This window comes from Hyphomicrobium sp. MC8b, assembly GCF_905067615.1.
Lineage (GTDB): Bacteria > Pseudomonadota > Alphaproteobacteria > Rhizobiales > Hyphomicrobiaceae > Hyphomicrobium_B.
Genome location: NZ_LR898465.1, coordinates 3759613 through 3783705, shown reverse-complemented (window position 1 = coordinate 3783705; position 24093 = coordinate 3759613). Strand labels below are relative to the sequence as shown.

The window sequence follows — 24093 nt, the reverse complement described above, 5'->3', positions numbered from 1 at the left end:
ACACTTCATTTGAAAGAGAGGGGAAGTTCGGTCGCGGATGCGCCGCGCCGCCGGATGATCTCGGCGGTTGTCGCAATGACGACCGAAGCCAAAAGAATGACGGAGCCGAGCGCCATGACGCTCGGAAGCGATTTCGGAAAGCGCAACTGCCCCCAGACGTAGAGCGGCAGCGTCGGCTCGGTTCCGGACAGAAAGAACGCGACGATGAATTCGTCGAACGACGTCAGAAACGACAGCATGAACGACGATGCGATGGCGGGGGCGGCGAGCGGCAGAATGATGCGCCGGAAGGTCGTCCATTCGTGCGCGCCGAGATCCATCGCGACTTCGCTGTAGCTTTTCGGCAGCGACAGGAACCGGCTCCGCATGATGACGACAGCGGTCGGGAGCGCCACGAGAGTATGCCCCAGCACGATGGCCGTGCGCGAAGGGCCAAGTCCGGCGAGATTGACCAGAATGAGCAGAGCAATGCCGACGATGACGCCTGGAATGAGAATGGGCAGCCGCGCCAGCGCCGATATCGCGCGCGAAACGCGATCGCCTGCCGAAATTTCCATGTAGGCGACCGTCATGCCAATAGACGTCGCCAGGAACGCCGCGGAAAATCCGACGATCAGACTCGTCTCGAAGGCGCGGTGAAGATTTTCGTTGTTGACGAGGCTGCGGTACCATTCGAGCGTGAAACCCGACAGCGGGAACGCCGCCTGGATCGAATTGTTGAACGAAAAGATCGGAATGATCGCGATCGGCAGATAGAGAAAAAGCACGTAGGCGAGGATATAACCCTTGAGCCACGTCGCGTTTTTCGAACAAGCCGCGCCCGCGCTCATGTCCGGCTCCCGAAGTGCTTGTCCGCAAGCCGCACAGCCACGACAACGGCGAGGATCACCAGCATCACGATCACCGCAAGCGCCGCGCCAAACGGCCAATCGTTCGCCTTGCCGAACTGCGCTTGGATCATCGAGCCGATCATCGTGCTGTTTGGTCCGCCGACGAGGGCTGGCGTAACGTAGTCACCAACGGTCGGCACGAACACGACGAGCGCCGCTCCCATGACGCCTGGCATCGAAATCGGCAGGATAATCTTGCGGAAGATTGTGAACGGCCGCGCACCAAGATCCTCTGCGGCTTCGATCAGAGAACGCGGCACATTCTCCAGCGCGACGTAAATCGGCAGGATTGCGAACGCCGCATAGGCATGTGCCAGCGTTACGACGACAGCGGCCGGCGTATTGAGAAACGCGAGGATCGGTTCCGACGTGAGCCCGGTCGTCAGCAGGACCGAGTTTAGAACGCCGTTGTACGCCAGCACGACTTTCCACGCGAAAACGCGCAACAGGTAGCTGGTCCAGAACGGCAGCGTGACGATGAAGAGCAACAATCCGCGATGCTTGCCGGCGTGAAACGCCAGATAGTACGCCACTGGATAGGCCGTCACGACCGTCGCAAGCGTAACGAAACCGGCAATCGCCAGCGATCTGAGGATGATCGTTGCGTAAAGTGGATCGGACAACGTGTCTGAGAAATTGCGGAGCGTGAACGCCCCGCCGAGCAGAGAGCCATCATTCGTTCTGAAGCTCAGAAACAGCACCACGCCAAGCGCAAAGAGAACGAGGATGGATGTCGCCAGCGCACCCGGTGCCGACATTCCAAGCTGGAATAGCCCTCTGTGGCGCGCAGAGGCCGCCGGTATTGCGTGGTCAGTTTCGGCGGAAGCGTTCATCAACTCGCAATCCTGAACTGGCAGGATAGTTTTTCACATTTGCGAAAATGTCAATCGCTGTATTACTCAGCGCTCCAGCATGTCGATCAGCCGGTACCACGCGATGGCTGCACCGATGCCGATGTTGCGAAACGCGTGAAACGGGATCGGATTTATCGGCGTGATTGGGAGCGGAATGCATTCGGGATCTCGTGACGCGAGATAGTCGACGAGGCGCGGAGCGAGCGCCGTCATCAGGCCGACGCCGCGCCCTTGGCATCCCGCGGCGACCATCAAGCCGCGCTCCGGTTCGTGAACATGCGGTAAGTAATCGAGCGTGACGGCGACGCGCCCATACCAGCGCTTTTCGATTTTTACATCGGTGAGAGCGGGATAGAGCCGCTTCAGCGCATGTTCGAGGTGCGCCCAGGCTTTCGGGCTCGTTGGCTCCGCCATCGAGCCGCGCCCGCCGAGAAGCATGCGATTGTCCGGTCCTCTGCGGTAATAGGTGACGATGCGGCGCGAATCCGAAACGACCTGGCCGCCGGGAAGAATATTTGCGAGCACCTCGTAGGGGAGCGGCTCGGTTGCAATCTGGAATGAGTGCAGCGGTAACAGCGTGCGCGCGAGGCCCGGAATAAGACCGTCTGCATAGGCGTTCGTCGCAACGATAACGGATTTCGCATGCAGTGTTTTTCCATCTGCTGTCGCAAGCGCCCATGACGAATTTTCGCGCCGCAACCGCGAAATTCGCGTGTTTTCCGCAATGCGAACGCCGGCTGCCACGGCGATGCGCGCAAGCTCGCGTGTGTACGTAAAAGGCTGGATCGCTCCGCCGCGCGGATCTAGCCAGCCACCGAGATAGCCCTGCGCTCCGGTCATCTGTGTCACGTCATCGGCGGTAAGAATTTTTGCCGGCACACCGCGCGCGATCCACTGCGCCGCGCGATCTTCCGCGGCCTTCAATGCCGTTTCAGAATGCGCAGCTTGGATCCAGCCTTTGGCTTGTCGTGGGACGTTAAGGTTCTCGCGCTCGATGAGCCCAAAGACGGCATCGGGCGTCGACGCACCGAACGACACCAGTGCTGATCCTCGCTTGTCGCCAAAATGCTCGATGAGCCAATCAGGATCGTACTTAAATCCCGCGATGACCTGCCCACCGTTGAGACCCGAAGCGCGGTCGGCAATCCGCGCCGCATCGACAATACGGACAGCAAGTCCTTGTCGCGCCGCATGAAGGCCAGAGCAAAGCCCGAGAATCCCGCCACCGACGATCGCAAGGTCGCAATGTTCGTCCGGCCGCAGCGGATCATCGGGAAGCGTCCCTGAAGACGTATCGGCCCATGCCGAAGCGGTCGTGAAAGCTGTCACGAGATGTCCCCATCCTTCCTAAATGAAGAATGGCGAAAGTTTTTCATTTATATGAAAGCTTGTAAAGAACCTGACGGGCCCGCGAACATTCGGTCGCGGGCTATTGGACCGAAATTTCCACCCGCATCAAATCCGCCGAGCCGAGTTGGCGCGCCGCGCCCTCGGAAAGATCGATAATCCGTCCTTTGACGAACGGCCCGCGATCCACGATCGTCACCGTCACGCGTTTACCGTTCGCCAGATTTTTTACTGTTACGCGAGAGCCAAACGGCAGAGAGCGATGAGCAGCGACCAGCGCCGTGCACGGATAGGATCGTCCGCTGGCGGTGCGCGATAATTCGCAAAATTTTGAGGCGATGCCGATTTGTCCTGCGCAGAGGGAATCTGAGGAAAATAGAATAAACACAAGAAATAACGTCGCTTTATACATGGTCGCACTCCTTGCGAACGAAACGCCGTGCCCGCTTGCTTGTTCCGAGAAAAATTGGATCCCCGCCCCCGGAATGGTCAGCCAACAAATAGAGCTGTGTTTCAAGCATTCCCCCGATGTGCATTCCACCAACGGCGGGCAGGGCCGCGGGAACTTTTAAGATTGGTCAGTCGTCTTCATCGCGGCTTTATTGTTCGGAGCAGGGAAGTGCAACGGTCGTCTGCACGCGAGTTTTCAATCGATAGGCAGACGAAGCCAGAACTTGCGGGCGCTCACCTTTGGCCGCTGCTCGCCGTCAATTTCTTTATGGCGGATTTTCAGGCCGGGATCGGTCCGTTTCTCGGCGTCTATCTGCTCGGGCATCACTGGCAAAGCGGACTGATCGGCACTGTGATGACGATTGGTGGCATCGCCGGAATGCTGATGGTCATCCCCGCAGGCGCATTCATCGATCGCACGCATGCCAAACGAGCATGGGTTGTCGTCGCCGGGATCAGCACGATAGCGGCGTCGGCGATCATCTTGCTGTCGCAGGAGTTCTGGGTCGTCGCGACATCGCAAGTCGCAACAGCTATCGCCGGAGCCGCAATCGTTCCAACCATGAACGCCATTACGCTCGGAATTGTCGGGCAGCGCGGATTTAACCGCCAGAATGGAAGAAACCAGGCTTTCAACCATGCAGGCAACGTCATCGGCGCCGCCTTGTCGGGTTATCTGGGATGGAAATTCGGCTATGGCGCCATCTTCGCGTTGGCCGCAGTGTTCGGTGTGCTGTCGATAACATGCATCATGCTGATCCCGCCGTCATCGATCGACCATGCCGCCGCCCGCGGAATGAAGGAAGGTGAAAGCGACTCGTCGGCAAGCAGCCTTGCCGTGCTGCTCGAATGCAAGCCGCTTCTTATTCTCGCGGTCGCTCTTTTGGCTTTTCATCTCGGCAACGGCGCGATGCTGCCGCTTTACGGTATGGCCGTCGTCTCGCACGGACAAGTAAGCGGTCCGTCGTTCGTTGCGATGACGATCATCGTCGCACAAGCCAGCATGATCGTTGCTTCGATTGTCGCGATGCACATGGCTGAAGGCGGCGGGTATTGGCCGGTGCTTTTGATCTCGTTCTTGGCGTTGCCGGTGCGGGGCGTCATCGCTGCACAGCTGCTGACGCCTTGGGGCGTCTACCCCGTGCAAATCCTCGATGGCATTGGCGCAGGTTTGCAGAGTGTTGCCGTCCCGGGATTGGTTGCGCGCATATTGAATGGCACTGGACGCATCAACGCCGGTCAAGGCGCTGTGATGGCGACACAAGGCGTCGGCGCCGCGCTCAGTCCCGCGATCGGCGGGTGGATGGCACAACAATTCGGTTACGCCGCGATGTTTCCGACGCTGGGCGCTTTCGCAGTGCTGTCAGTCGTACTCTGGCTGAAATTCCGCACGGAACTCGTAGCAGCCGAAGCCATCCGCGAGTGATAGCAGGCTATGCAAAGAAACGCCGGGGCTTTCGCTCCGGCGTTTGTCGATCTGGCGGTCATGCACAAAGGCTTTGCAGCCTTGTTACTTGATCAAAAATTCGTTCTGCAGAGGGAGCGATTTTTTCCAGAAGGGCTGCTTGTCGGAGTTTGTGAGCGAAGCCCACAAAGATGTGCCCGCTGGCAAATCTTTATCGAGCTTGACGCTGAAGTCGTTGTGCGCGCCGGCATCGAGCTTCACACTGCCGACGATCGAGTCATTGGCTTTGCCCGAACCACTCGATCCGTAAATCACGAAGTGCCCAGCCGACGGCATAAACGCATACGTGACGTTGATTTGGCCGTCCTTGGGTTTCTGGTTGAACACAATCACTGAAGGCGGCGTTTGCGACATAGTGCTAGAAGGATTCTCTACGAGGGCGTAGGCCGACATCGGTACGGCGAACAGCATAAGAGTGGCGGCGGCGATTCCACTGCTGATTTTCAGACGAGACATAGGGGATCTCCATTCTGGCAAGTTGGCTTCGGCGACTCGAAAACCTCCCCGCGCCCCGTCCGAGTTGCGCGAGCGGGAATTTAAGATCGCTATGTTTGACGTATGGTGCCCGCTGCAGAAAAAAAGTAAGCCGCTTGGCCATATCGGTTCACGTTTGTTTGAGTCCGGCGTGACCCTCTTCGTGGGCCCTAACGCATCATTCTTAAGCTGCGCTTGTGTCGATCATCGGCTAAGTGCCGTCGACCTCGTGGTGGTTAGAAGACCTACATGAGGCCACCGTCGGAGTACGAGCGACGTGCTGACGCCAAAGAGATTGCCCGGCGCGTCCGCCTCGACATCATTTTTCTGTGCATTTTTCATTGTCATCAAACTGACATATTAGAAAGTGAATTAGGCATCATTTTCAACGCGTTAGTGAAGATAAAACACTTTTGCTCTAATGCCGGCGCCGGTCCAACTGGCAGCATAGATTCTCATGAAAGTGCCTATCGTTTTCCGCTTCGGCATCGCCGCCAAAGCCGCGGTGCTCATCGTCTCCCTTGGGGCGCTATCGGCGCTCGCTAACTTCTTCGTGCTTGAAGGGGCGCAAAGTCTCGATCGGGTCAATCGCGCAATGATTGAGCGTGTTGGACCCGCACGCCTCGCGTTGTCCGATGCCAAGGCGGCCCTGAACGATGTCGGCTTGGCTGTTTATAAAAGCATGTCCGCATCGGACTTGGACGATGCGCGGATGGCCAGCCGCGAAGCCATCAATCAAATCGCAGCTGCACGCCGCTGGATCTCCGCCGTCGCCGATTATTTCCCCGCGCGTGGCGCAGATTGCGACCTCATCCAGAGCAAGCTGCGATATCTCGAAGGCACCGTACGTCCGCTTCGCGATGCGATCCTCTCCAGCGACAAGAAACGTCGTGCTGATGAAATGCTCGATCTCCGTTTCGATGCGGCGCTCGACGACGCGCTAGGGCAGATGAACCGGCTGACCAATCTCCTCGGCGCTGAATCCCGTGAGGTCCTTGCCCAGGCGGAAGCCGAGCAGAACGCGATGCTTGAGGTTATCATCGCGATCTTAGCAATCGGCACGTCGTTAATCGTTTTATTGGCGTTGGCGCTCGTTCACTATTCGCAGGCGCGTCCCCTTCGTCATCTCAGTGAAGCTGCGCTGCGAGTTCGAGAAGGCGGGGCGATGTTACTGGATCTTGATGAGGATCTGCTCCGCCGCTCCGACGAGATCGGAACGCTTGCGCGTTCATTCCAATCAATGCTGACGAAGCTTGCCGAGGCCCAACAGTCGCTGGCTGTTCAATACGCCCGTGTCGATGCTGCGATCAACAACCTGCCTCAGGGTCTCTGCATGTTCGACGCTGAGCAAAATCTCATCATCTGCAACCGGCGCTATGCCGAGCTCTACGGTCTGAAGACAGAGCTGACCGTCGCGGGCACGCCCCTCCGATCGATATTGCGGGAGCGCCGTAAGAACGGCCATTTCTCGAAGTTTCAGGAAATGGCTTTGGTCGATCATATCGAGTCGGCCTCCGGCCGCGATCCAATCTATCGAATCGAAGAACTGACCGACGGTCAGGTCATCGCCATTTCCCATCAGCCGATGCGTGACGGTGGCTCAATCGCTATTCATGAAGACATCACCGAGCGGCGCAAGATGGACGCCAAAATCGCCCACATGGCGCATCATGACGCTCTGACCGACCTTCCCAACAGAGTGCGGTTCCACGAGGCTATGGAAATGGCGCTCAAGGGCGCCGAGCACGGTCGCACCGTCTCAATTCTTTGTCTCGACCTCGACAACTTCAAGACGGTCAACGACACGCTTGGGCATCCCGTCGGGGACGCTCTGCTCCAGGCGGTGGCGGATCGGCTGCGCGCCTGCGTCAGAAAACATGACATCATCGCGCGTCTCGGCGGCGACGAGTTTGCAATCGTGCAAATCGATGCCGATCAGCCTCTCGGAGTCACGATCTTAGCGCAGCGCATCATCGCGGAATTGAGTGCGCCGTTCGAAGTGCTCGGGCACCAGGTCGCGGTGGGTGTTAGCATCGGTATTGCAATGGCTCCGACGGACGGCAACACCGTGGATCAGCTGATGAAGAACGCCGATATGGCACTCTATCGCGCCAAAGAAGCGGGTCGTGGCATCTATCACTTCTTCGAGCCTGGCATGGACGCCAAGCTGCAGGAACGCCGCGCGCTCGAAATTGATCTGCGCAAGGCAATTGACGGTAACCAGCTCGAACTCTTTTACCAGCCGCTAATTTCTCTCGACACGAACGAGGTCAGCGGCTTCGAAGCGCTCGTGCGCTGGCAACACCCGACGCGCGGAATGGTTTCTCCGGTGGAATTCATCCCGCTCGCCGAAGAGATCGGTTTGATCGGCGCAATCGGCAACTGGGTGCTGGATCGCGCCTGCGCAGATGCGATGAAATGGCCATCAGACGTCAAGGTCGCCGTAAATCTTTCGCCGCTGCAGTTCAAGAACAATGCGCTCGTTCTTCAGGTTGTCGGTGCGCTGGCGAAGTCAGGCCTGCCTGGGTATCGCCTCGAACTTGAAATCACCGAGACGGTCCTGCTGCGCGATACGGATGCAACGGTTGCGATGCTGAATGAACTGCGCGCCCTCGGCGTCCGCATCTCTATGGACGATTTCGGCACGGGCTATTCGAGCCTTGGTTATCTGCGGAAGTTTCCGTTCGACAAGATCAAGATCGACCGGTCGTTCATTCAGGATCTTGAGGCCAATCCGGATTCCATCGCTATCGTGCGTGCCGTTGCAAGCATCGGCCATGCGCTCGGCATGGCGACGACGGCGGAGGGGGTCGAAACGGAAGCGGAGCTGCTACAGCTTCGCCATGAGGGCTGCACCGAGGTGCAAGGCTATCTCTTCAGCGAGCCACGGCCGGCGGATGAGATTCTGTATCTGATGGCGCATCGGACACCGAAGCTGGAGAAAGAGGCTGTCTGAGCGGCATCTCTCGCGAGATCGCTGCCTTGTCGACTGCAAAAGCAGGACTGGACAGGGCGGCTATCCTGCTGTAGAACAAAAAGGGAACAATCATGTCTGAGGCTCTTTCTCTTTTGCCATGCTGCCGCTCTCGATTTACGCCCCCTCAGCCCCTGTCATTCTTCGCGAAGTCGTCGCCGGGCCGGGGCATGCCGCTGCGGCTGTCGGCTTCGGCCTGACGCTGGCGGCCCAGACGAAGGCAGCAGCGCCGCGCGATGCCATGCTTTTGTGGGTGCGCGAGGCAGCGGCAATCGCGGAAACCGGAGACGCCTATGGTCCGGGCTTGGTCGCGCTTGGCCTGTCTCCCGAGAGCTGCATCGTTGTGGAAGCGCGTTCTTCCGTTGACGGACTGCGCGCCGCTCTTGAAGGCGTGCGTTGCAGTGCGCTGCATGCCGTCATCCTGGAGACGGCCGCTCCGATCGACCTAACGGCCAGCCGACGATTGAAACTTGCTGCGGAGAAGTCGGGAGTCGAGATCGTGCTCATTCGGCACGGTGGCCGCATCGCCCCCAATGCCGCGCAAATCCGCTGGCGCGTGCAGGGTGCACCTCTGATGAAGCCGAACGGCCAGCGGCGGGCAGCCTTCGACGTGTTCGTGCTGAAAAGCTCGTCGGGTCTCGATGAGAGAAGCTGTATCTTGGAGTGGGATCATGAGCGGCGATGTTTCGCGCAGACGGTATCTGTGCCTCTGGATGCCGTTCCTGTCGTCGGATCGTTGGCAGCGTGACAACGGCGGCGGCGCACCTCTGCCGCTGGTCTTCGTTGCCAAGGTCAAGGGCGTCTCGCAATTGGCCGCCGTCGATTCCCGGGCTCTAGCCGTCGGCCTGCGAGCTGGAATGACGCTCGCCGACGCGCGGGCGCGGATGCCGCGATTGCGCGCCATTGAGGCCGATCTCTCAGCCGATACCGCTTTCGTTGCGTATCTTGCCGATCTGGCGCTGGCTTTTACGCCCTCGGTCACCTTGGATCCGCCCGACGGTCTCGCACTCGATATCACAGGATGCGGCCATCTCTTCGCAGGTGAGACGATGCTTGCCGCGCGCCTGCAGAAGGTTTTGCAGACGGCCGGCATCTCAGTCGCGAAACTTGCCGTCGCTCCGACGCCTGATATGGCGCGCGCACTGGCGCGCTTCTCTGACGTCAATCCATGCTTTGTCGAGGACGCTAGGCTTGTGCGGGTACTTCCTGTCGCGGCGCTCGAATGCGCGGAAGAAGACGCAACTGCCTTGAGGCGCGCCGGGCTGAGGACTGTCGCCGAGATTGCCGACCGGCCGTCCTTGCTGTTCACCGCCCGTTTTTCGTCGGCTTTCACGGCCAAGCTCGCCCGCGTGCTCGGAGAGGAAGACAGACGAATCGCGCCTCGCCGCCAGCCTGCGCCTTACAGGGCCGAGCAGCGCTGCGCCGAGCCGGTTGCGAGCCACGAGGTCATTGCCAACATGCTCGACGATCTGGCTGCGTCCGTCTGCGATCAATTGGCAGCGCGAAGCGTCGGCGGCCGCATCTTTACGGGAACTTTTTTTCGGGCTGACGGCGTCGTCCGCCGCATCCGCGTCGAGACAAGCCGCCCGACACGCGATCCTGAAGGGATCTTGCGCCTCTACCGCGACCGTCTCGATGGCCTCGCCGACCCGCTCGATCCTGGCTTCGGTTTCGATCTCATTTGCTTCGAGGCGACGCGCGCTGAACCGTGGACTGAGAGCCAGTGCACGTTCAATGCGCAAGACGACCAGCAAGACAAGGTCGCGCAACTCGTCGACCGGCTGAGCATCATGTTCGGACGCGAGCGCGTAATGCGATTGCAGCCGGTCGATAGCCATATTCCGGAACGGGCGCAGGCTGTGGTTCCGGCTGCGCTTCCCGCGTCGCCACACGAATGGGAGCAGGGGACGATCCAAAGCAGGGCGGGTCTGCGTCCGCCACTGATCTATGCGCGCCCGCATCCAATCGACGTCGAAGCCGATAAAGACGATAGGCTGGAAAGCATCCGCTGGCGCCGCGTTACGCATCGCATTGCGAACGCGATCGGTCCGGAGCGCATTGCCGAAGAATGGTGGCGCCCACAGTTAGACTATGGTGTGCGCGACTACTATCGTGTCGAAAGCTCTGAAGGGCGGCGCTTTTGGATTTTCCGCGCAGCCGTAACGGCGGCCGATGGACAGCCTCGGTGGTTCCTGCATGGAGTGTTTCCATGACGCCCTATGCCGAACTTGCTACCACCACGAATTTCTCGTTTCTGCGCGGCGCCTCAAACCCTGAGGATTTCGTCGCGCGCGCCGTCCTTCTTGGCCATACGGGGATAGGCATTGCCGACCGCAATACACTCGCCGGCGTCGTCAGAGCTTACGGCGCTCTCGAAGACTTGCGGAACGAAGGATTGCCCGCTCCGCAAAAAGTCCGCGAAGGCTCCGGCCCCGGCGAATACGCTTGGATCGACGATGCGAACGCCGCCGATTGGGCCGGCATTTCAGAAGCCGTCAAAGCTCGCGCAAAAAATTTCAAGTTGCTCGTCGGCGCACGCCTCGTCTTCATCGACGGCACCCCGGATATCATCGCCTATGCCGAAAATCGGGCCGGTTGGGCGCGGCTCTGCCGTCTGCTCAGCTTTGGCAAGCTAAAGGCCAAGAAGGGCGAATGCAGTCTGCAACGCGACGATTTGCTTTCGGACTGCGCCGATTTGCAATTGATCCTCATGCCGCCGTCGGTGCGCGGTGGCCTCGAAGCGCATGTGCAAATTGTTTCAGAAGCAGCGCCCGGAAAAACATGGCTTGCCGCTGCAATGCATTTGCGCGGAAACGATCGGGAAGAGCTGCATCATCTGATGAGCGTCGCTGCTTTAACGCATGTGCCGCTGATCGCCACAAACGACGTTCTGTACGACATACCGGAGCAACGGGAGGTGCAAGACATCCTGACGTGCATCCGCGAAGGCTTGCGCATCGAGACGGCGGGCCGGCGCCTCGAAGCCAACGCAGAGCGCCACCTCAAGCGACCCGCGGACATGGCGCAGCTATTCCGCGACTGTCCTTCCGCCATTTCCGCCACGCAGGAACTTCTTCAGCGCATCGACTTTTCTCTTGGGCAGCTTAAATATGAGTATCCCGACGAGCCCGTTCCGCCCGGCTGGACACCGCAAGGGTGGCTTGAGCATTTGACGTGGCAGAAAGCGCACGAGCGCTATCCGGCAGGCATCCCGGATAAAGTGCGAAATCAGGTGGCGGACGAGTTGGCACTCATCGCCAAGCTCGAGTATGCACCGTACTTTCTCACCGTTTACGACATCGTCCGCTACGCCAATGAACAAAAAATTCTGTGTCAGGGACGAGGCTCAGCAGCGAATTCCGCCGTTTGCTACGTGCTCGGGATCACGTCGGTCGATCCTGAACGCAATAACTTGCTTTTCGCCCGTTTCATTTCGAGCGAGCGGCGCGAGCCGCCGGACATCGACGTCGACTTCGAGCATGAACGGCGCGAAGAGGTCATCCAATACATCTATAAGCGCTATGGACGCGAGCGCGCGGGCCTCGTGGCGACGGTGATCCGCTATCGCCCGCGCAGCGCTATTCGTGAAGTCGGCAAAGTTCTGGGCTTGAGTGAAGACATCACCAGCCGCATCGCCGGAACCGTGTGGGGAAGCGGGGGATCGAAACTGTCCGAAGCGCATCTCCGGCAAGCCGGCATTGACCCGCGCAATCCGGTCATCGGCCAGGCGATCGCATTTGCGACACGTATTCTCGGTTTTCCGCGCCATCTCTCGCAGCATGTCGGCGGCTTCGTGCTGGCTCGGGGACGGCTGGACGACATTGTTCCCATCGGCAATGCCGCGATGGATAAGCGGACCTTCATTGAATGGGACAAGGACGACATCGATGTTCTCGGTCTGATGAAAGTCGACGTTCTCGCGCTGGGCATGCTGACCTGCATCCGCAAGGCGTTCGACCTGATCCGCACGCACGAAGGCAAGAGCTTCGATCTCGCCGACCTTCCTGCCGAGCAGTCGGATGTCTACGAAATGCTGCAGAAGGGCGATTCAATCGGCGTCTTTCAGGTCGAGAGCCGGGCGCAGATCAACATGCTCCCGCGCCTGAAGCCGAAAGAGTTCTACGATCTCGTCATCCAGGTCGCGATCGTACGGCCGGGGCCTATCCAAGGCGATATGGTGCACCCCTATCTGCGCCGCCGCAAAAATCCGGAAGAGATAACCTTTCCATCGCCCGCGCCACCGCACGATCCTGATGAGCTTCGCAACGTGCTGTCGCGAACGCTCGGCGTTCCGCTGTTTCAGGAACAGGCGATGCAACTCGCGATGGTCGCGGCAAAGTTCACTGATGCCGAGGCCAATCAGCTTCGTCGCGCAATGGCGACGTTTCGCAATGTCGGCACGATCCATAAATTCGAATCGATGCTTGTCGAGCGTATGGTCGAGCGTGGCTACGATCGCGATTTCGCACAGCGCTGCTTTGAGCAGATCAAAGGCTTCGGCGAATATGGGTTTCCCGAAAGTCACGCCGCCGCGTTCGCCAGGCTCGTCTATATCTCTGCCTTCATAAAATGCCGCTATCCGGCGGCTTTCGCGTGCGCGCTTCTGAATGCGCAACCTATGGGATTTTATGCCCCGGCACAGATCGTGCGCGACGCGCGCAATCATGGCGTCGAAGTCTATCCGGTGGACGTCAACGAAAGCGACTGGGACAATACGCTGTGCGCTGGCGCCGACGGCAAAACGGCGCTGCGTCTCGGTTTCCGGCAAGTCGACGGCTTGTCGGAGGCGTGGTGCAAACGGCTGATTGAGCTGCGCCGAAACGGATATGCCGACCTCGATAACCTGGCGCAGCGCACCCGTCTGCCGCAACGGGCGCTTCGCGTGCTTGCCGATGCCGATTGCTTCCGCTCTGTCGGTATTCATCGCCGAGACGCGTTGTGGGCGGCGCGGCGTTTGCCGGAGGCAGACGAACTGCCGTTGTTCGCTGCCGCGCGCGAGCCGGATCTGGGTGACGAGCCTAATGCGCAATTGCCGTCAATGTCGCTCGGAGAAAACATCGCAGTGGACTACCAGACCGCTCGTTTGTCGCTCAAAGGCCATCCGATGGAATGTCTGCGCGACATCTTCCGGAGCGAAGGCATTGCCACCTGCGCCGAGCTTGCGGCTCAACGTGACGGCAGCCGAGGACGCGTCGCCGGAGTTGTTCTCGTGCGTCAGCGCCCGGGCAAGGGCAATGCCATTTTCATAACTTTGGAGGACGAGACGGGAATTACGAACGCCGTGCTTTGGGTGCGTACGTTCGAGAAGTTCCGCAAGGAGGTTATGGGCGCCCGGTTGCTGCTGATCGAAGGCAAAGTGCAGCGCAGTCCCGAAAACGTTATCCATCTCATGGCGGCGCGTGTCATCGACCGGACGGCTGAGCTTTCTCGCCTTTCAGACGCCTACGAGCCGACGATCGAATTATCTAATGCCGACGAATTCGTGCATCCCCAGCATTCACGTGCGGGCCATCCCCGCAACGTCCGCATTCTGCCGGGCTCTAGGGATTTTCATTGATCGAACGCCCCTTTCAACGAAGGACTTGGTCTCTCAAGATCACAGCCGCAGGCGCCATGAAACAGGCAGGACCATGTGGCTCGCCGAAATCAAGTACGTGTCGGAGAGAAAGACGCCACCGCGGATCCCCGAAGTCGTGACCCAGTTGCATGCCTCGACTGCGAACGAACACACGCAGTCTTCGGCAAGTGGGCAATGTGGAAGCGACATTTCGATTCACTAATCTGTTCACTGAAACCAAACTGCCACACTGCATCCGATAGGCGCCATCGCCTCGGCCATGCGTATTGCATCCCCGCAACTTTCAACATAGTCGTTCGGCTATATCGTTTGCGTAATTGGAGTTGGGGGAATTAGCGAATGTGCCGGCGAAAAGTTCGTGTGTTAGCGTTCACTGCCTTTGCGATGTCATCTGCTGGAAACCTGAAAGCCCAAGAAGCTGCACAAAACGTTCAGGATGCATCGTCCGTCGCCTTGCCGCCCGTCGTGGTGGCAGCTCCGAAACAGCTCATTTCGCAAAAGCCCAGCAGCACATCCGCGGGCATCGACGACGGCAAGTCAAAAGGTACAGCCAGCAAATCTAAAAAAGCCGACGGCGGCACCGATACCGCAGCATCCAGTCAGGGCCTGCCAGGATCCGCAGGCGTTTTTACCCTCGGCCAAATCGATATGGTCGGCGGCACGGCGATCACGAACGACGCTATGTGGACGTTCTCGAAAGCGACCTTGGATCAGTCGCTGTCTCTGGCTCCCGGCGTCGCCGCATCGAATTCAGGCGGCACGCGCAACGAACAGCTGATCTTCGTCCGCGGCTTTGACCGCTGGCAGGTTCCGATCTCGATAGATGGTATCCCGATCTATCGTCCCGCCGATAACCGCATCGACTTCTCAAGCTTCCTGACAGCCAATCTGTCCGAAGTGCAGATTGCGAAGGGTTACACGTCGGTTCTCAACGGACCCGGCGGCATGGGTGGCTGGATCAATATGGTGACCAAAAAGCCGACCAAACCGTTCGAAGGCCAGATCGAAGGCGGCATGATGTTCGGCGGTGACGGACAATACGAGGGTTATAGAACCTACGCGTCGTTCGGAACGCGGCAGCGCGGATACTATGCGCAGGTCAGCGGCTCTGTGCTTGATTTGGATGGCTGGTACCTGTCGGACAATTTCAAGCCGACGTCGGTCGAAAACGGCGGCGAGCGCGATCATTCCAACAAGAGCAATTGGGAAGCCAACGCCAAAATCGGTTTGACCCCGAATGCGACCGACGATTATTCGATCAACTACGTGCGAATGAACAATTCCAAGGGCGCGCCCTACCACGTAACGGATCCCGTCTCGACGCAGCGCTATTGGGATTGGCCGGACACCACGCAGCAAAACATCTATTGGCTTTCACATACGAAACTCTCTCCGGCGTCGTTCGTCGAAACCAAAGTTTACTACACGACTTTCAGCGATAACCTGATGAGCTACGACGATGCGGCTCAGACCACGCAGAAGACTCCAAAAGCCTTCGATAGTATTTATAACGACTGGGCGGGCGGCGGCAGCATCCTGTACGGCCTCGACATCACGCCGTGGGACACGCTGAAGTCAACCTTCCTTTATCGGCGCGATAACCACACGGAATCGCAAGGCTACAACGTCAAGGGCGTATCTTGCGGTAAAACCACGCCCTGCTTCTGGGAACCTGATCAAACCGATCTGGAAGACACCTATTCCGTCGCCTTCGAGAACACGCTCCGCGCCACCAATCGCATCGATATCGTGTCTGGCATCAGCTACGACTGGCGCAGGCTTTACGAGGCCCAGGAGTTCACGACGACCGACGGTCTGTTCGAATATCCAAAGAAAGATACCGACGCGCTCAATTGGCAGTCGGCCATCGTCTATCGCTACAACGATACCGGCACGGTGCACGCGAGCGTTTCCGACCGCACTCGATTCCCCACGATTTTCGAGCGTTTCAGCTCACGCTTCGGCGGCGCCACGTCGAATCCGGGTCTTCAGCCTGAGCGTTCGATCAATTACGAAGTGGGCTGGGCCAACAATTTCGCGCGCAACAGCCAGATGTCGGCTGCTGTGTTCTACAGCGATGTCACCAACCTCATTCAATCGGTGCCGTTCATCTATGATGGGCAGGCGGTGACTCAAAGCCAGAACGTCGGCGACGGCCATTACTACGGCATAGAATATTCAATCGATTATGCAGTGAACGACTCGCTGCTCGTCGGTGGCAACATCACCTGGATCCGCCGTGACGTGCATAATCCCGACAACCCATCATTCGAGCTGACCGGCCTGCCGGCGGTGAAGGGCATTGCCTACGCCACGTACAAGATCACCAACGCCTGGAGCATCACGCCGAACGTCGAATTCGCCACTGATCGCTGGACGGTAAACACCGCCGGCACCGTGTATTACGAAACTGGGGCATTCGCGCTCGCGAACTTTCAGACCGAATACGACATCAACGACAAGACGAGCCTTATCTTTAACGCTCGCAACTTAACGGACGAGAACTACACGCTGACGGACGGCTATCCCGAGCAGGGACGCAACTTCTACGTCGGCATGCGCACGCAATTCTAGGATCACGATCTCAACATATCGCCGGCGCTTCGATAGCGCCGGCCTTCGATAAGGAATAGAGATGTCGCGCAATTTTCCATTACTGAAATCTCTTTTACCGATCGCGGCCTTGGTGGCGGCGTTTTCCGGAGTAGCCTCCGCCGAGACGTGCACCGGTTTTAAATGGTCCGCTGCGACCGAATTGAGTTGGGTCGCCGCGCCGGACGCGGAAGCGGTGGAGACAGGCGGCAAGATCGTGTCGATCCCTGATAAGGCGATCGAGCTGACGCTCAAACCCTCGCCATCAGTCAAGCTACCGGCGACACCTGGCATCAAGAAACAAGCCATAGCGAAAAACAGCTTTTCCGGCTGGTTCTCGATTGCCGATGTGGGCAAGCCCGGGCTCTATCAAATCACGATTCCCAGCCACGCCTGGATTGATGTCGTCCAGAACGATGCGTTGGTTTCCACGGTCGCATTTTCCGGCGACAAGAATTGTAAAAGTTTGCGCAAGAGCGTGCAGTACGATCTTGGCGCTGGGCCTGCGATCATTCAGATCAGCGGGGCGCCGGATAAATCCATGAAGTTGACCATCCATGCCGCGGAAAAAAAATGAAGTGAATGCGTCCCGCAGCATAGCTGTGGCTTGTAAGAGCCGACGGTGGGCCTTCATCGGCTTGTTGGCGGCCACATCAATCGCGACCGCGGTAGCATCCCGTCCTGTCGAGGCCGCAAGCTTGCGTACGCCGATCGAACTTGGCCGGGCGCTTTTCGCAGATCGAAACCTTTCGTTCAGCCGCAAGCAGAACTGCGTAAGCTGTCACTCGCCGGAGTTGGCGTTCACCGATCCACGTGCGCTAGGAGACGTGCAAGGCGCGGTTTCTCGTGGAGGCGACGGTCACTCGCTCGGCGATAGAAATTCGCCGACACTCAGCTACATCATGATGACGCCACCGTTTCATATCTCGGCAGAGCACACGGCGGCAGGCGGAATGTTTTGGGACGGCCGAGCGCGAACCATAACGGATCAAGTGCGCGACCCAATCCTCAATCCAATAGAGATGGGCATGCCAGATGAGGCAAGCGTCGTCGCGCGGCTTCGCGAGAGCGCGGATTATCAAGCGGCCTTTCATGCAATTTTCGGACCTAGCGTCTTGGACGATACGCCAAAGGCATTCGCGGCACTTCAGACCGCATTGGCGGCCTATTTGAAGACGTCCGATTTCGCGCCGTTCGATTCCAGGTATGACAAGTCGCTCCGAGGCGAAGCGGCGCTCTCGCAAAACGAAGCCAGGGGACGCGACTTGTTCTTCGCCGCGAACGGGGCGGGTTGCTCCCGCTGTCATTCGAGCACGGGCGTCGCAGATTCGCGCAACGATGCATTCACAAACTTCCGGTACTATAATCTGGGAGTTCCGGAAAATGTTGCGGTTCGCCGTCTGAACGGAAGCGCCGCTCAACGCGTCGACCATGGTCTCATGCAAAATCCTGCAGCGAATGACCCGACCTATGACGGTGCGTTTAAGGTCCCGACGTTACGCAATATTGCCGTCACCGGCCCTTACATGCACAACGGCGCCTTTCAGGAGCTGCGCACCGCCGTCCTATTTCACTTGAGATTTTCAGCCGGCAGCGTCGGGAAGATTAATCCGGAAACCGGAACAGCGTGGAACGCACCGGAAGACGGCATCAATCTCGCAACCCCCGATCTGAAGGCGCGACCACTGTCCGATGCTGACGTCGATGCTTTGATCGCATTCCTGAAGACGTTGACGGACCGGGCTTACGAATCTCTCGTCGACAACTGAAACGAAATGGCCATCGCGCGGAAATCCGTGCGATGGCCTTGTTTGATCAGTTTCGCCGTGCGAGGGCAGCAGCGGTCACGCCGCTTTAATAGCGACGATAGCCGAGGAACTTTCCAGACATGCCGATTTTCACCCGGTCGCCCTTCTGGTCGGGCTGACGTTCCAGCGTCATATCGAAATCGATTGCCGACATGATGCCGTCGCCGAATTCCTCCTGAATGAGTTCCTTCCAGGTCGTACCATAGACCTGAACCAATTCGTAGAAGCGGTAGATCAGCGGATCGGTCGGCGGTACTTGCGGTAGCGATCCGCGGTAGGGAATTTCCGTCAGAATGATCTTCGCTTCCTCGGGAAGATCCAGCAGCTTCGCGGCACGCTCAGCTTCCTCAGGCTCCAGACGCATCTGTCCGAGAAGGGCCGCTGTGACGACGATCGGTGAGGTCGAGACCGATACGGTTTGCTGAATCTCTGCCCACGTCAGGCCCTTCATCCGTTTTGCGGAAAGCACAAGTTCGGTCACTTCGGCGCGGTTCATGCGCGTCACTCCTTTGGTTTGGATGGCTAAAGATTTCGGTTCAGGCTGTTACGGCAGCGCGGTCGACGGAGGCCGCGGCAGCATCTTTCTCGGCATCGACCCGCATTGGTTTTGCAGTTGGGCGCACGATGGGAGGTCGCATGGGATCGTAGGCCTTGCCCGCGATTTCCTGGTCGAACGTCTTCGAGCGACTGACGAGAAAATCGAGAAGATGGTTCCGCATCGGATAGTAATTGGCATGCCGATGCATCGTCGCCGGTTGCCGGTCTTTCGGCAGCGTATTCTCAACGATCTCCGCGATCTTGGCATGCGGACCGTTCGTCATCAGTACGATCTTGTCAGCGAGCAATAATGCTTCATCGACGTCGTGCGTAATCATAAAGACGGTCTGCTGCGTCTCGGTGCAGATGCGGCGGACTTCGTCCTGCAACGAGCCGCGCGTCAGTGCATCGAGTGCCGAAAACGGTTCGTCCATCAGCAACATCTTCGGCTCGATGGCGAGCGCGCGGGCAATGCCGACGCGTTGCTTCATGCCGCCCGACAACTCAGCTGGTTTCTTCTGCTCAGAGCCTTTGAGATGGACAACATCAATATACGTCTGACAGTGCGCAAGAATTTTCGCCTTCGGCCAATCGGGATGACGGGACTTCACCGCGAACGCGACGTTCTGCTGGACTGTCATCCATGGCAGCAACGAGTGCCCCTGGAAGATGACAGCACGATCGAGGCTCGGTCCCGATATCTCGCGGCCGTCGACGATCACCACGCCATCAGACGGATTGTCGAGGCCCGCTAGAACGTTGAGGATTGTCGTCTTGCCGCAACCCGAATGCCCGATGAGACAGACGAACTCGCCCTTCGCAATCGGCAGCCAGATATTCTCAAAGACGGTAGTCTCGCCGCCGCCATGCTTGGGATAGCGCCGAGCCAGGGCTTCGATGGAGATCAGTGGCTTTTCCATGGCGTCCTCGTGTTCGGGTCTGGGGTGAGTGATTGCAATCTTCCGCTGGCGGACGTCATTCCCGATAGGCGACCAGCCGGGCCGCGCGCGCCAGGATGACGTCCAGCGCCATGCCGGTCAGACCAATCAGCAAGATCGCGGTCAGGATGTTGGAGATCGAGAGATTGTTCCACTCGTTCCAGACGAAGTATCCGATGCCGGTACCGCCAACGAGCATCTCGGCTGCGATAATGACGAGCCACGCGATGCCGATCGAAATTCGCATGCCGGTCATGATCGTGGGAGCGGCCGCCGGCAATATGACCTGAAACGCCTTGCGCAACGGGCTGACCTCAAGGGTGGCTGCAACGTTCAGCCATTCCTTACGCACGCTTGCGACACCGAAGGAGGTATTGAGCAGCATGGGCCAGAGCGCACAGATGAAGATCACGAAGATCGCTGAAATGCTGGAATCCTTGATCGTGTAGAGCGCGAGCGGCATCCAGGCCAAAGGCGAAATCGGCTTCAGGATCTGAATGAAGGGATCCAGCGCGCGGTGGATGAGCGGCGACATGCCGATCACGAATCCTAGCGGAATCGCGACTATTGCCGCAAGAAAATAGCCAAGCAGCACGCGTCCCAGCGAGTAGCCGAGCTGAATGCCGATGCCTTGGTCGTTGGGGCCATGAACGTAAAACGGATTTTTGATTTGGCCCCAGAGCGTCGACGCAAAGTCGGCCGGCGTTGGAAAGCCGGTCTTCTGTCCTTCGGCGGCGGCACCTGAAACAAGAGCTGCGTATTCTGGGTCGACTGACGTCGCGGTGCTAGCGGCCGGCGTCGTTGCGAGCTGCCATACCCCGACTAGCAGGAGGAGGATGACGAGCGATAAGCACGCTGCGCGGATTGCCAGCGGAAACTTCGGCAAGCTGCCGCGCTCTTTGCGCCGGAGGGATGCGCCTGAGGTGGTGATATCTGTCGTGGCCATCTTCAAAGTCTCCGTGAAAGTTCCGGCGCAGTATGAGCGGGAGATCGCGTGGCTCCCGCGAGCGGCAACATCATGCAGCGAGCTTGGCAACGCGCTCGGTTCCCACCCATTGCTCCATGATCAGCGCGCTTGCATCGTCGCGCAGGATGCGCCACTCGCCATAGGCCGAGATCCAGCCTTCGAGCACGATCGGCGTCGATCGCGTCTTCAGGCGAACGGTCGGCATTTTATGAACGTAGCCCTCGTGCTCATGTCCGAGGATAGCTTTGGCAATTGCCTCCGCCTGGCCGCGGATCGGCTCGATATAGCGGCATGGCGCGCCGCCGATGGTCACGCAGTCTCCGAGCGCGTAGACGTGCGCAGCGCTCGTTCTCATCGTTTTCGGATCGACGATGATGCCGCGGTCGAATGCAATGCCGCCGCTGCGTGATAGCCGCTGCTCCGTTGCCAAGCCGGTAGCCGCGACGACATGGTCGGCTGCGATCGTGTCGCCCTTCATGGTCGCAACGAGCAGTTTACCGTTACTTCGCGCGACGCGCTTTACATTCTGTTCGCCCTGGAACGTCACGCCGACGCTTTTAAGTCCAGCGGCAAGCCGCGCGGCAGCGGGCACGGGTAAAAAGGGCCGCATTGGCAGCTTGTCCGGCGCCCAGAGTGTGACGTGATGGCCCGCACGCGCAAGATCTTCGGCCAATTCGCATCCGACCATTCCAGCGCCAACGATGACGATACGTTGAGGACCGGTCGAGAGCGCACGATAAAGCCCGCTCCACGTGGTAAGATCGTTGATGCGCCAAACGAGCTCGGGCGGCAAGCAATCGGGCGCCGCTGAGCGCGCCCCTTGCGCGAGAACGAGATTGTTAAAACGCAGCGTGCCGCGCGTGGTCCGCAGCATCCCGAGATTTGGCGACAGACCGACCGCATACGTCTGCGGCAGCAACTGAACGCCAAGGCGCGCGGCCGCCTCGGTGCCGGTTTCTCGCGTCAGGCTTTCGGGCGTCGCACCACGCGTCAATGCAATTGAAAGCTCAGGCTTATAATAGACATCCCCGCTGCAACCGGTAACGACGGTAATCGGAAGCGTGCCGTCGTGGGCGCGAATGGCTTCCGCCGCTGCCCATCCGGCAGCACCCGCGCCGACAATGACGACGCCTGTTTCGCGCGACCGCACCGCCGTCGATACGGGCATATCCGTAATGGCACGCGGCACGTAGGGATCGAAATCGGCCTTGGTGACGTTACAGATTGGGCATTCCCAATCGTCTGGAATGTCGTCGAAACGCGTGCCCGGCGGAAGTCCGCTGTCGATGTCGCCTTCGGCTTCGTCGTAAATCAATCCACAGACGCGGCAGATGAAACGCTTCCACGGTCCGCGGCCGTCGGTTGGTTCGATCATTCGTGTTTTGGTGCTCATGGTTGCGCTTCCGTTGGCTGCACGTCTTTCGACAGGCGTTCCATCTCGCGCCTCAGATGCTTGATCGCCGGGGTGACGATAGCAACGAAATGCGCTTCCCGGATGCGGCGCTGAGGCGCGGCCGACATCAGATAGCCGCGCGCGCCCTGATGCATCAGCGCCGACTGCGTCGCCCGCAACGCTAGCTCCGCCGCTTGCGCGCGGACGTCGATGACATCCAGAAGAAAATCTTTCGATCGTTCGAATGGGGTTTCGATAAGCTTCGATGCGCGGGTCGAAAGCTCTTGGAACTCCGCTACGATGTCTGCCGGACGATCGGCAAGATACTGATTGACGTGACCGAGCACGCCTTCGACGTCCAGCATCGACTCGATTGCGCCGTCGATGATGCCGAGCGCCATTCCGTACTGTAGAAGAATAAACGCGCCTTGAATCTGACCGATGAACGGCCGCGCCGGATCGGCAATCAAATCCGACTCGTCAATGAAGACGTCGGTCAGTCGCACACTCCACGTGCTCGTGCCTTCCATCCCCGAAAATGCCGGGCACTCTCGCAACTCGACGGGCTCGTCGCAGCGGAGCACGAACATGATCTCGTGCAATGGGGCACCAAAACCATCGAAGACTTGCGCAATCGCGCCAAAATATTGGCCGCGCCCGATATGGCTGACCCACGGCAGGGTGCCCGAAACGCGATATCCACCAGGAGCACGCACGGCCTTCAACGCCATTGGCTCAATCCCGGCGAAGGCCTTCATGGGGTTCGACAGGCCGGTGCCACCGAAGGTCTCGCCCATCGCGTGGGCGGCAAGCATGCGGTCGGCCAGCGATCGGTTCGGCGACTGATCGAGATAGAGTCCGAATACGTCGTGACACCATGTCAGAAAGCCGGTCGAGCCGCACGACTTGCTGACGGCCCGCATCGCCTCGATAGCGACGCCGAAGCGCTCACCGCCGCTTTTGAGATGCGCCGACAGGGCTCCGGCCTCGCCCAAGGCGCGCATCATGTCGAGAGGATAGTGTCCTTTGTCGATGGCGTTGGCCTGGTCGCGCAAAGGGCCTTCGGCAATCGTGCGCGTGCGCGACAGAATCTCCTCGTCTGGCCGGGCACTGACGGGCGGAGCTGCATCGCCGCTCGGCGCGTTCTTTTTTAACGCGAGGACAGTCTGCATTGTGGAACTCCCGCTGAGGAAATGGGGAAGAGACCGGGCAGCCGGTCTCTTCATCGGCAATCAGTCGGCGACTGCGATCTTGAACGGGATCGGGTTGCGCATCGTGTTGGCGACCGGCGAGAAATAGTTCGCATGACGCACGATTTCCGCGAGTTCTTCGCGGCTGGCGTCGCCCTCGACGTCGACCGTAACGCGGATTTCCTGAAAGCCCATCTGCGACGGTTCACGCTCGGCGCCGCCTGCACCCCATGCGGCAGGGTTGCCGATGTCGCCTTCAAGTTTCAGCTCAAGTTTCGACAGCCGCACGTTCTTCCAGGTCGCGACGGCCGTGATGCCGACGGCAAGGCAGCCGCCAAGCGCTGAGAGGACGATCTCGCCCGGAGCCGGAGCGGTGTTCTGACCGAAGAGATGCAGCGGCTCGTCGACGACGACCGGCGTGTGGTCGCCGACATAGCTGAGCGTGCGGTATTGGCCCTCGCACACCGTCTTGACGACGTTGGTGCCGCGGGAGCCGGGGTTGTTACGGCCCTTTTCGGCGAATGCCATCAGGCCGTCGCGGTCGATCGGCCGAAGATAGGTTTCGATGGTCTTGGTCTGGGCAGAGGCGGTCATGCTGTTTCCTCGGTTCTCATGGATTGACGGTCTTTCCGTCGC

19 protein-coding genes are annotated in these 24093 nt (G+C 59.2%); 8 read left to right on the top strand and 11 right to left on the bottom strand.

Annotated features, from left to right (window positions below):
* Positions 1-5: 5 nt before the first annotated feature.
* From ACLB1Z_RS18165 to ACLB1Z_RS18150, 4 genes are all read right to left on the bottom strand, one after another.
* Positions 6-830 (bottom strand): ABC transporter permease, encoded by an 825-nt coding sequence (locus ACLB1Z_RS18165; protein WP_409561101.1) that lies wholly within the window; start codon positions 828-830, stop codon positions 6-8.
* On the bottom strand, positions 827-1723 hold the full coding sequence (locus ACLB1Z_RS18160) for an ABC transporter permease (protein ID WP_409561100.1): 897 nt from the start codon (positions 1721-1723) through the stop codon (positions 827-829). The genes ACLB1Z_RS18165 and ACLB1Z_RS18160 overlap by 4 nt, the downstream gene beginning before the upstream one ends.
* Before the next feature lie 66 nt (positions 1724-1789).
* A complete protein-coding gene (locus tag ACLB1Z_RS18155; RefSeq protein WP_409561099.1) occupies positions 1790-3073 on the bottom strand; it encodes an NAD(P)/FAD-dependent oxidoreductase in 1284 nt (427 codons plus the stop codon).
* 100 nt (positions 3074-3173) lie between these two features.
* A complete protein-coding gene (locus tag ACLB1Z_RS18150) occupies positions 3174-3608 on the bottom strand; it encodes a septal ring lytic transglycosylase RlpA family protein (protein ID WP_409561098.1) in 435 nt (144 codons plus the stop codon).
* A gap of 102 nt (positions 3609-3710) precedes the next feature.
* Here ACLB1Z_RS18150 and ACLB1Z_RS18145 point away from each other — a divergent pair, with 102 nt between their 5' ends.
* On the top strand, positions 3711-4967 hold the full coding sequence (locus ACLB1Z_RS18145; RefSeq protein ID WP_409561097.1) for an MFS transporter: 1257 nt from the start codon (positions 3711-3713) through the stop codon (positions 4965-4967).
* Between the two features lie 84 nt (positions 4968-5051).
* On the opposite strand, the gene ACLB1Z_RS18140 is transcribed toward ACLB1Z_RS18145, so the two are convergent.
* Positions 5052-5462, bottom strand: coding sequence for a hypothetical protein (locus ACLB1Z_RS18140; protein WP_409561096.1), 411 nt, complete (start codon positions 5460-5462; stop codon positions 5052-5054).
* 475 nt (positions 5463-5937) lie between these two features.
* On the opposite strand from ACLB1Z_RS18140, the gene ACLB1Z_RS18135 reads away from it, so the two are divergent.
* The 7 genes from ACLB1Z_RS18135 (at position 5938) to ACLB1Z_RS18105 (ending at position 18393) form a co-directional block, all read left to right on the top strand.
* Complete coding sequence (locus ACLB1Z_RS18135) at positions 5938-8436, top strand: EAL domain-containing protein (RefSeq protein WP_409561095.1); 2499 nt, start codon at positions 5938-5940, stop codon at positions 8434-8436.
* Positions 8437-8554: 118 nt separating this feature from the next.
* Positions 8555-9202: an ImuA family protein gene (locus ACLB1Z_RS18130; protein ID WP_409561094.1), complete on the top strand. Its 648-nt coding sequence runs from the start codon at positions 8555-8557 to the stop codon at positions 9200-9202.
* The gene (locus ACLB1Z_RS18125) at positions 9126-10667 is read left to right on the top strand and encodes a Y-family DNA polymerase (protein ID WP_409561093.1); all 1542 of its coding nucleotides are present in this window, start codon (positions 9126-9128) and stop codon (positions 10665-10667) included. The genes ACLB1Z_RS18130 and ACLB1Z_RS18125 overlap by 77 nt, the downstream gene beginning before the upstream one ends.
* Complete coding sequence (locus tag ACLB1Z_RS18120) at positions 10664-14011, top strand: error-prone DNA polymerase (RefSeq protein ID WP_409561092.1); 3348 nt, start codon at positions 10664-10666, stop codon at positions 14009-14011. Before ACLB1Z_RS18125 ends, ACLB1Z_RS18120 begins: the two co-directional genes overlap by 4 nt.
* A 381-nt stretch (positions 14012-14392) precedes the next feature.
* Positions 14393-16606, top strand: a complete 2214-nt coding sequence (locus tag ACLB1Z_RS18115; RefSeq protein WP_409561091.1) for a TonB-dependent receptor — start codon at positions 14393-14395, stop codon at positions 16604-16606.
* A gap of 61 nt (positions 16607-16667) precedes the next feature.
* On the top strand, positions 16668-17201 hold the full coding sequence (locus ACLB1Z_RS18110; RefSeq protein WP_409561090.1) for a hypothetical protein: 534 nt from the start codon (positions 16668-16670) through the stop codon (positions 17199-17201).
* Positions 17202-17322: 121 nt separating this feature from the next.
* Positions 17323-18393 carry a cytochrome-c peroxidase gene (locus tag ACLB1Z_RS18105; RefSeq protein WP_409561089.1) on the top strand — a complete coding sequence of 357 codons (1071 nt, stop codon included), beginning with the start codon at positions 17323-17325 and terminating at the stop codon, positions 18391-18393.
* Positions 18394-18478: 85 nt separating this feature from the next.
* Here the strand turns inward: ACLB1Z_RS18105 and cynS are convergent, their stop codons facing one another.
* From cynS to ACLB1Z_RS18075, 6 genes are all read right to left on the bottom strand, one after another.
* On the bottom strand, positions 18479-18928 hold the full coding sequence (gene cynS, locus ACLB1Z_RS18100; RefSeq protein ID WP_013949587.1) for a cyanase: 450 nt from the start codon (positions 18926-18928) through the stop codon (positions 18479-18481).
* A gap of 40 nt (positions 18929-18968) precedes the next feature.
* The gene (locus ACLB1Z_RS18095; protein ID WP_409561088.1) at positions 18969-19889 is read right to left on the bottom strand and encodes an ABC transporter ATP-binding protein; all 921 of its coding nucleotides are present in this window, start codon (positions 19887-19889) and stop codon (positions 18969-18971) included.
* Positions 19890-19944: 55 nt separating this feature from the next.
* Positions 19945-20853 carry a nitrate ABC transporter permease gene (ntrB, locus tag ACLB1Z_RS18090; RefSeq protein ID WP_409561087.1) on the bottom strand — a complete coding sequence of 303 codons (909 nt, stop codon included), beginning with the start codon at positions 20851-20853 and terminating at the stop codon, positions 19945-19947.
* A gap of 70 nt (positions 20854-20923) precedes the next feature.
* On the bottom strand, positions 20924-22267 hold the full coding sequence (locus ACLB1Z_RS18085; RefSeq protein ID WP_409561086.1) for an FAD-dependent oxidoreductase: 1344 nt from the start codon (positions 22265-22267) through the stop codon (positions 20924-20926).
* A complete protein-coding gene (locus ACLB1Z_RS18080) occupies positions 22264-23439 on the bottom strand; it encodes an acyl-CoA dehydrogenase (RefSeq protein WP_409561085.1) in 1176 nt (391 codons plus the stop codon). Before ACLB1Z_RS18080 ends, ACLB1Z_RS18085 begins: the two co-directional genes overlap by 4 nt.
* Positions 23440-23499: 60 nt before the next feature.
* Positions 23500-24051 (bottom strand): OsmC family protein, encoded by a 552-nt coding sequence (locus tag ACLB1Z_RS18075; protein ID WP_013949582.1) that lies wholly within the window; start codon positions 24049-24051, stop codon positions 23500-23502.
* Between the last annotated feature and the right edge of the window lie 42 nt (positions 24052-24093).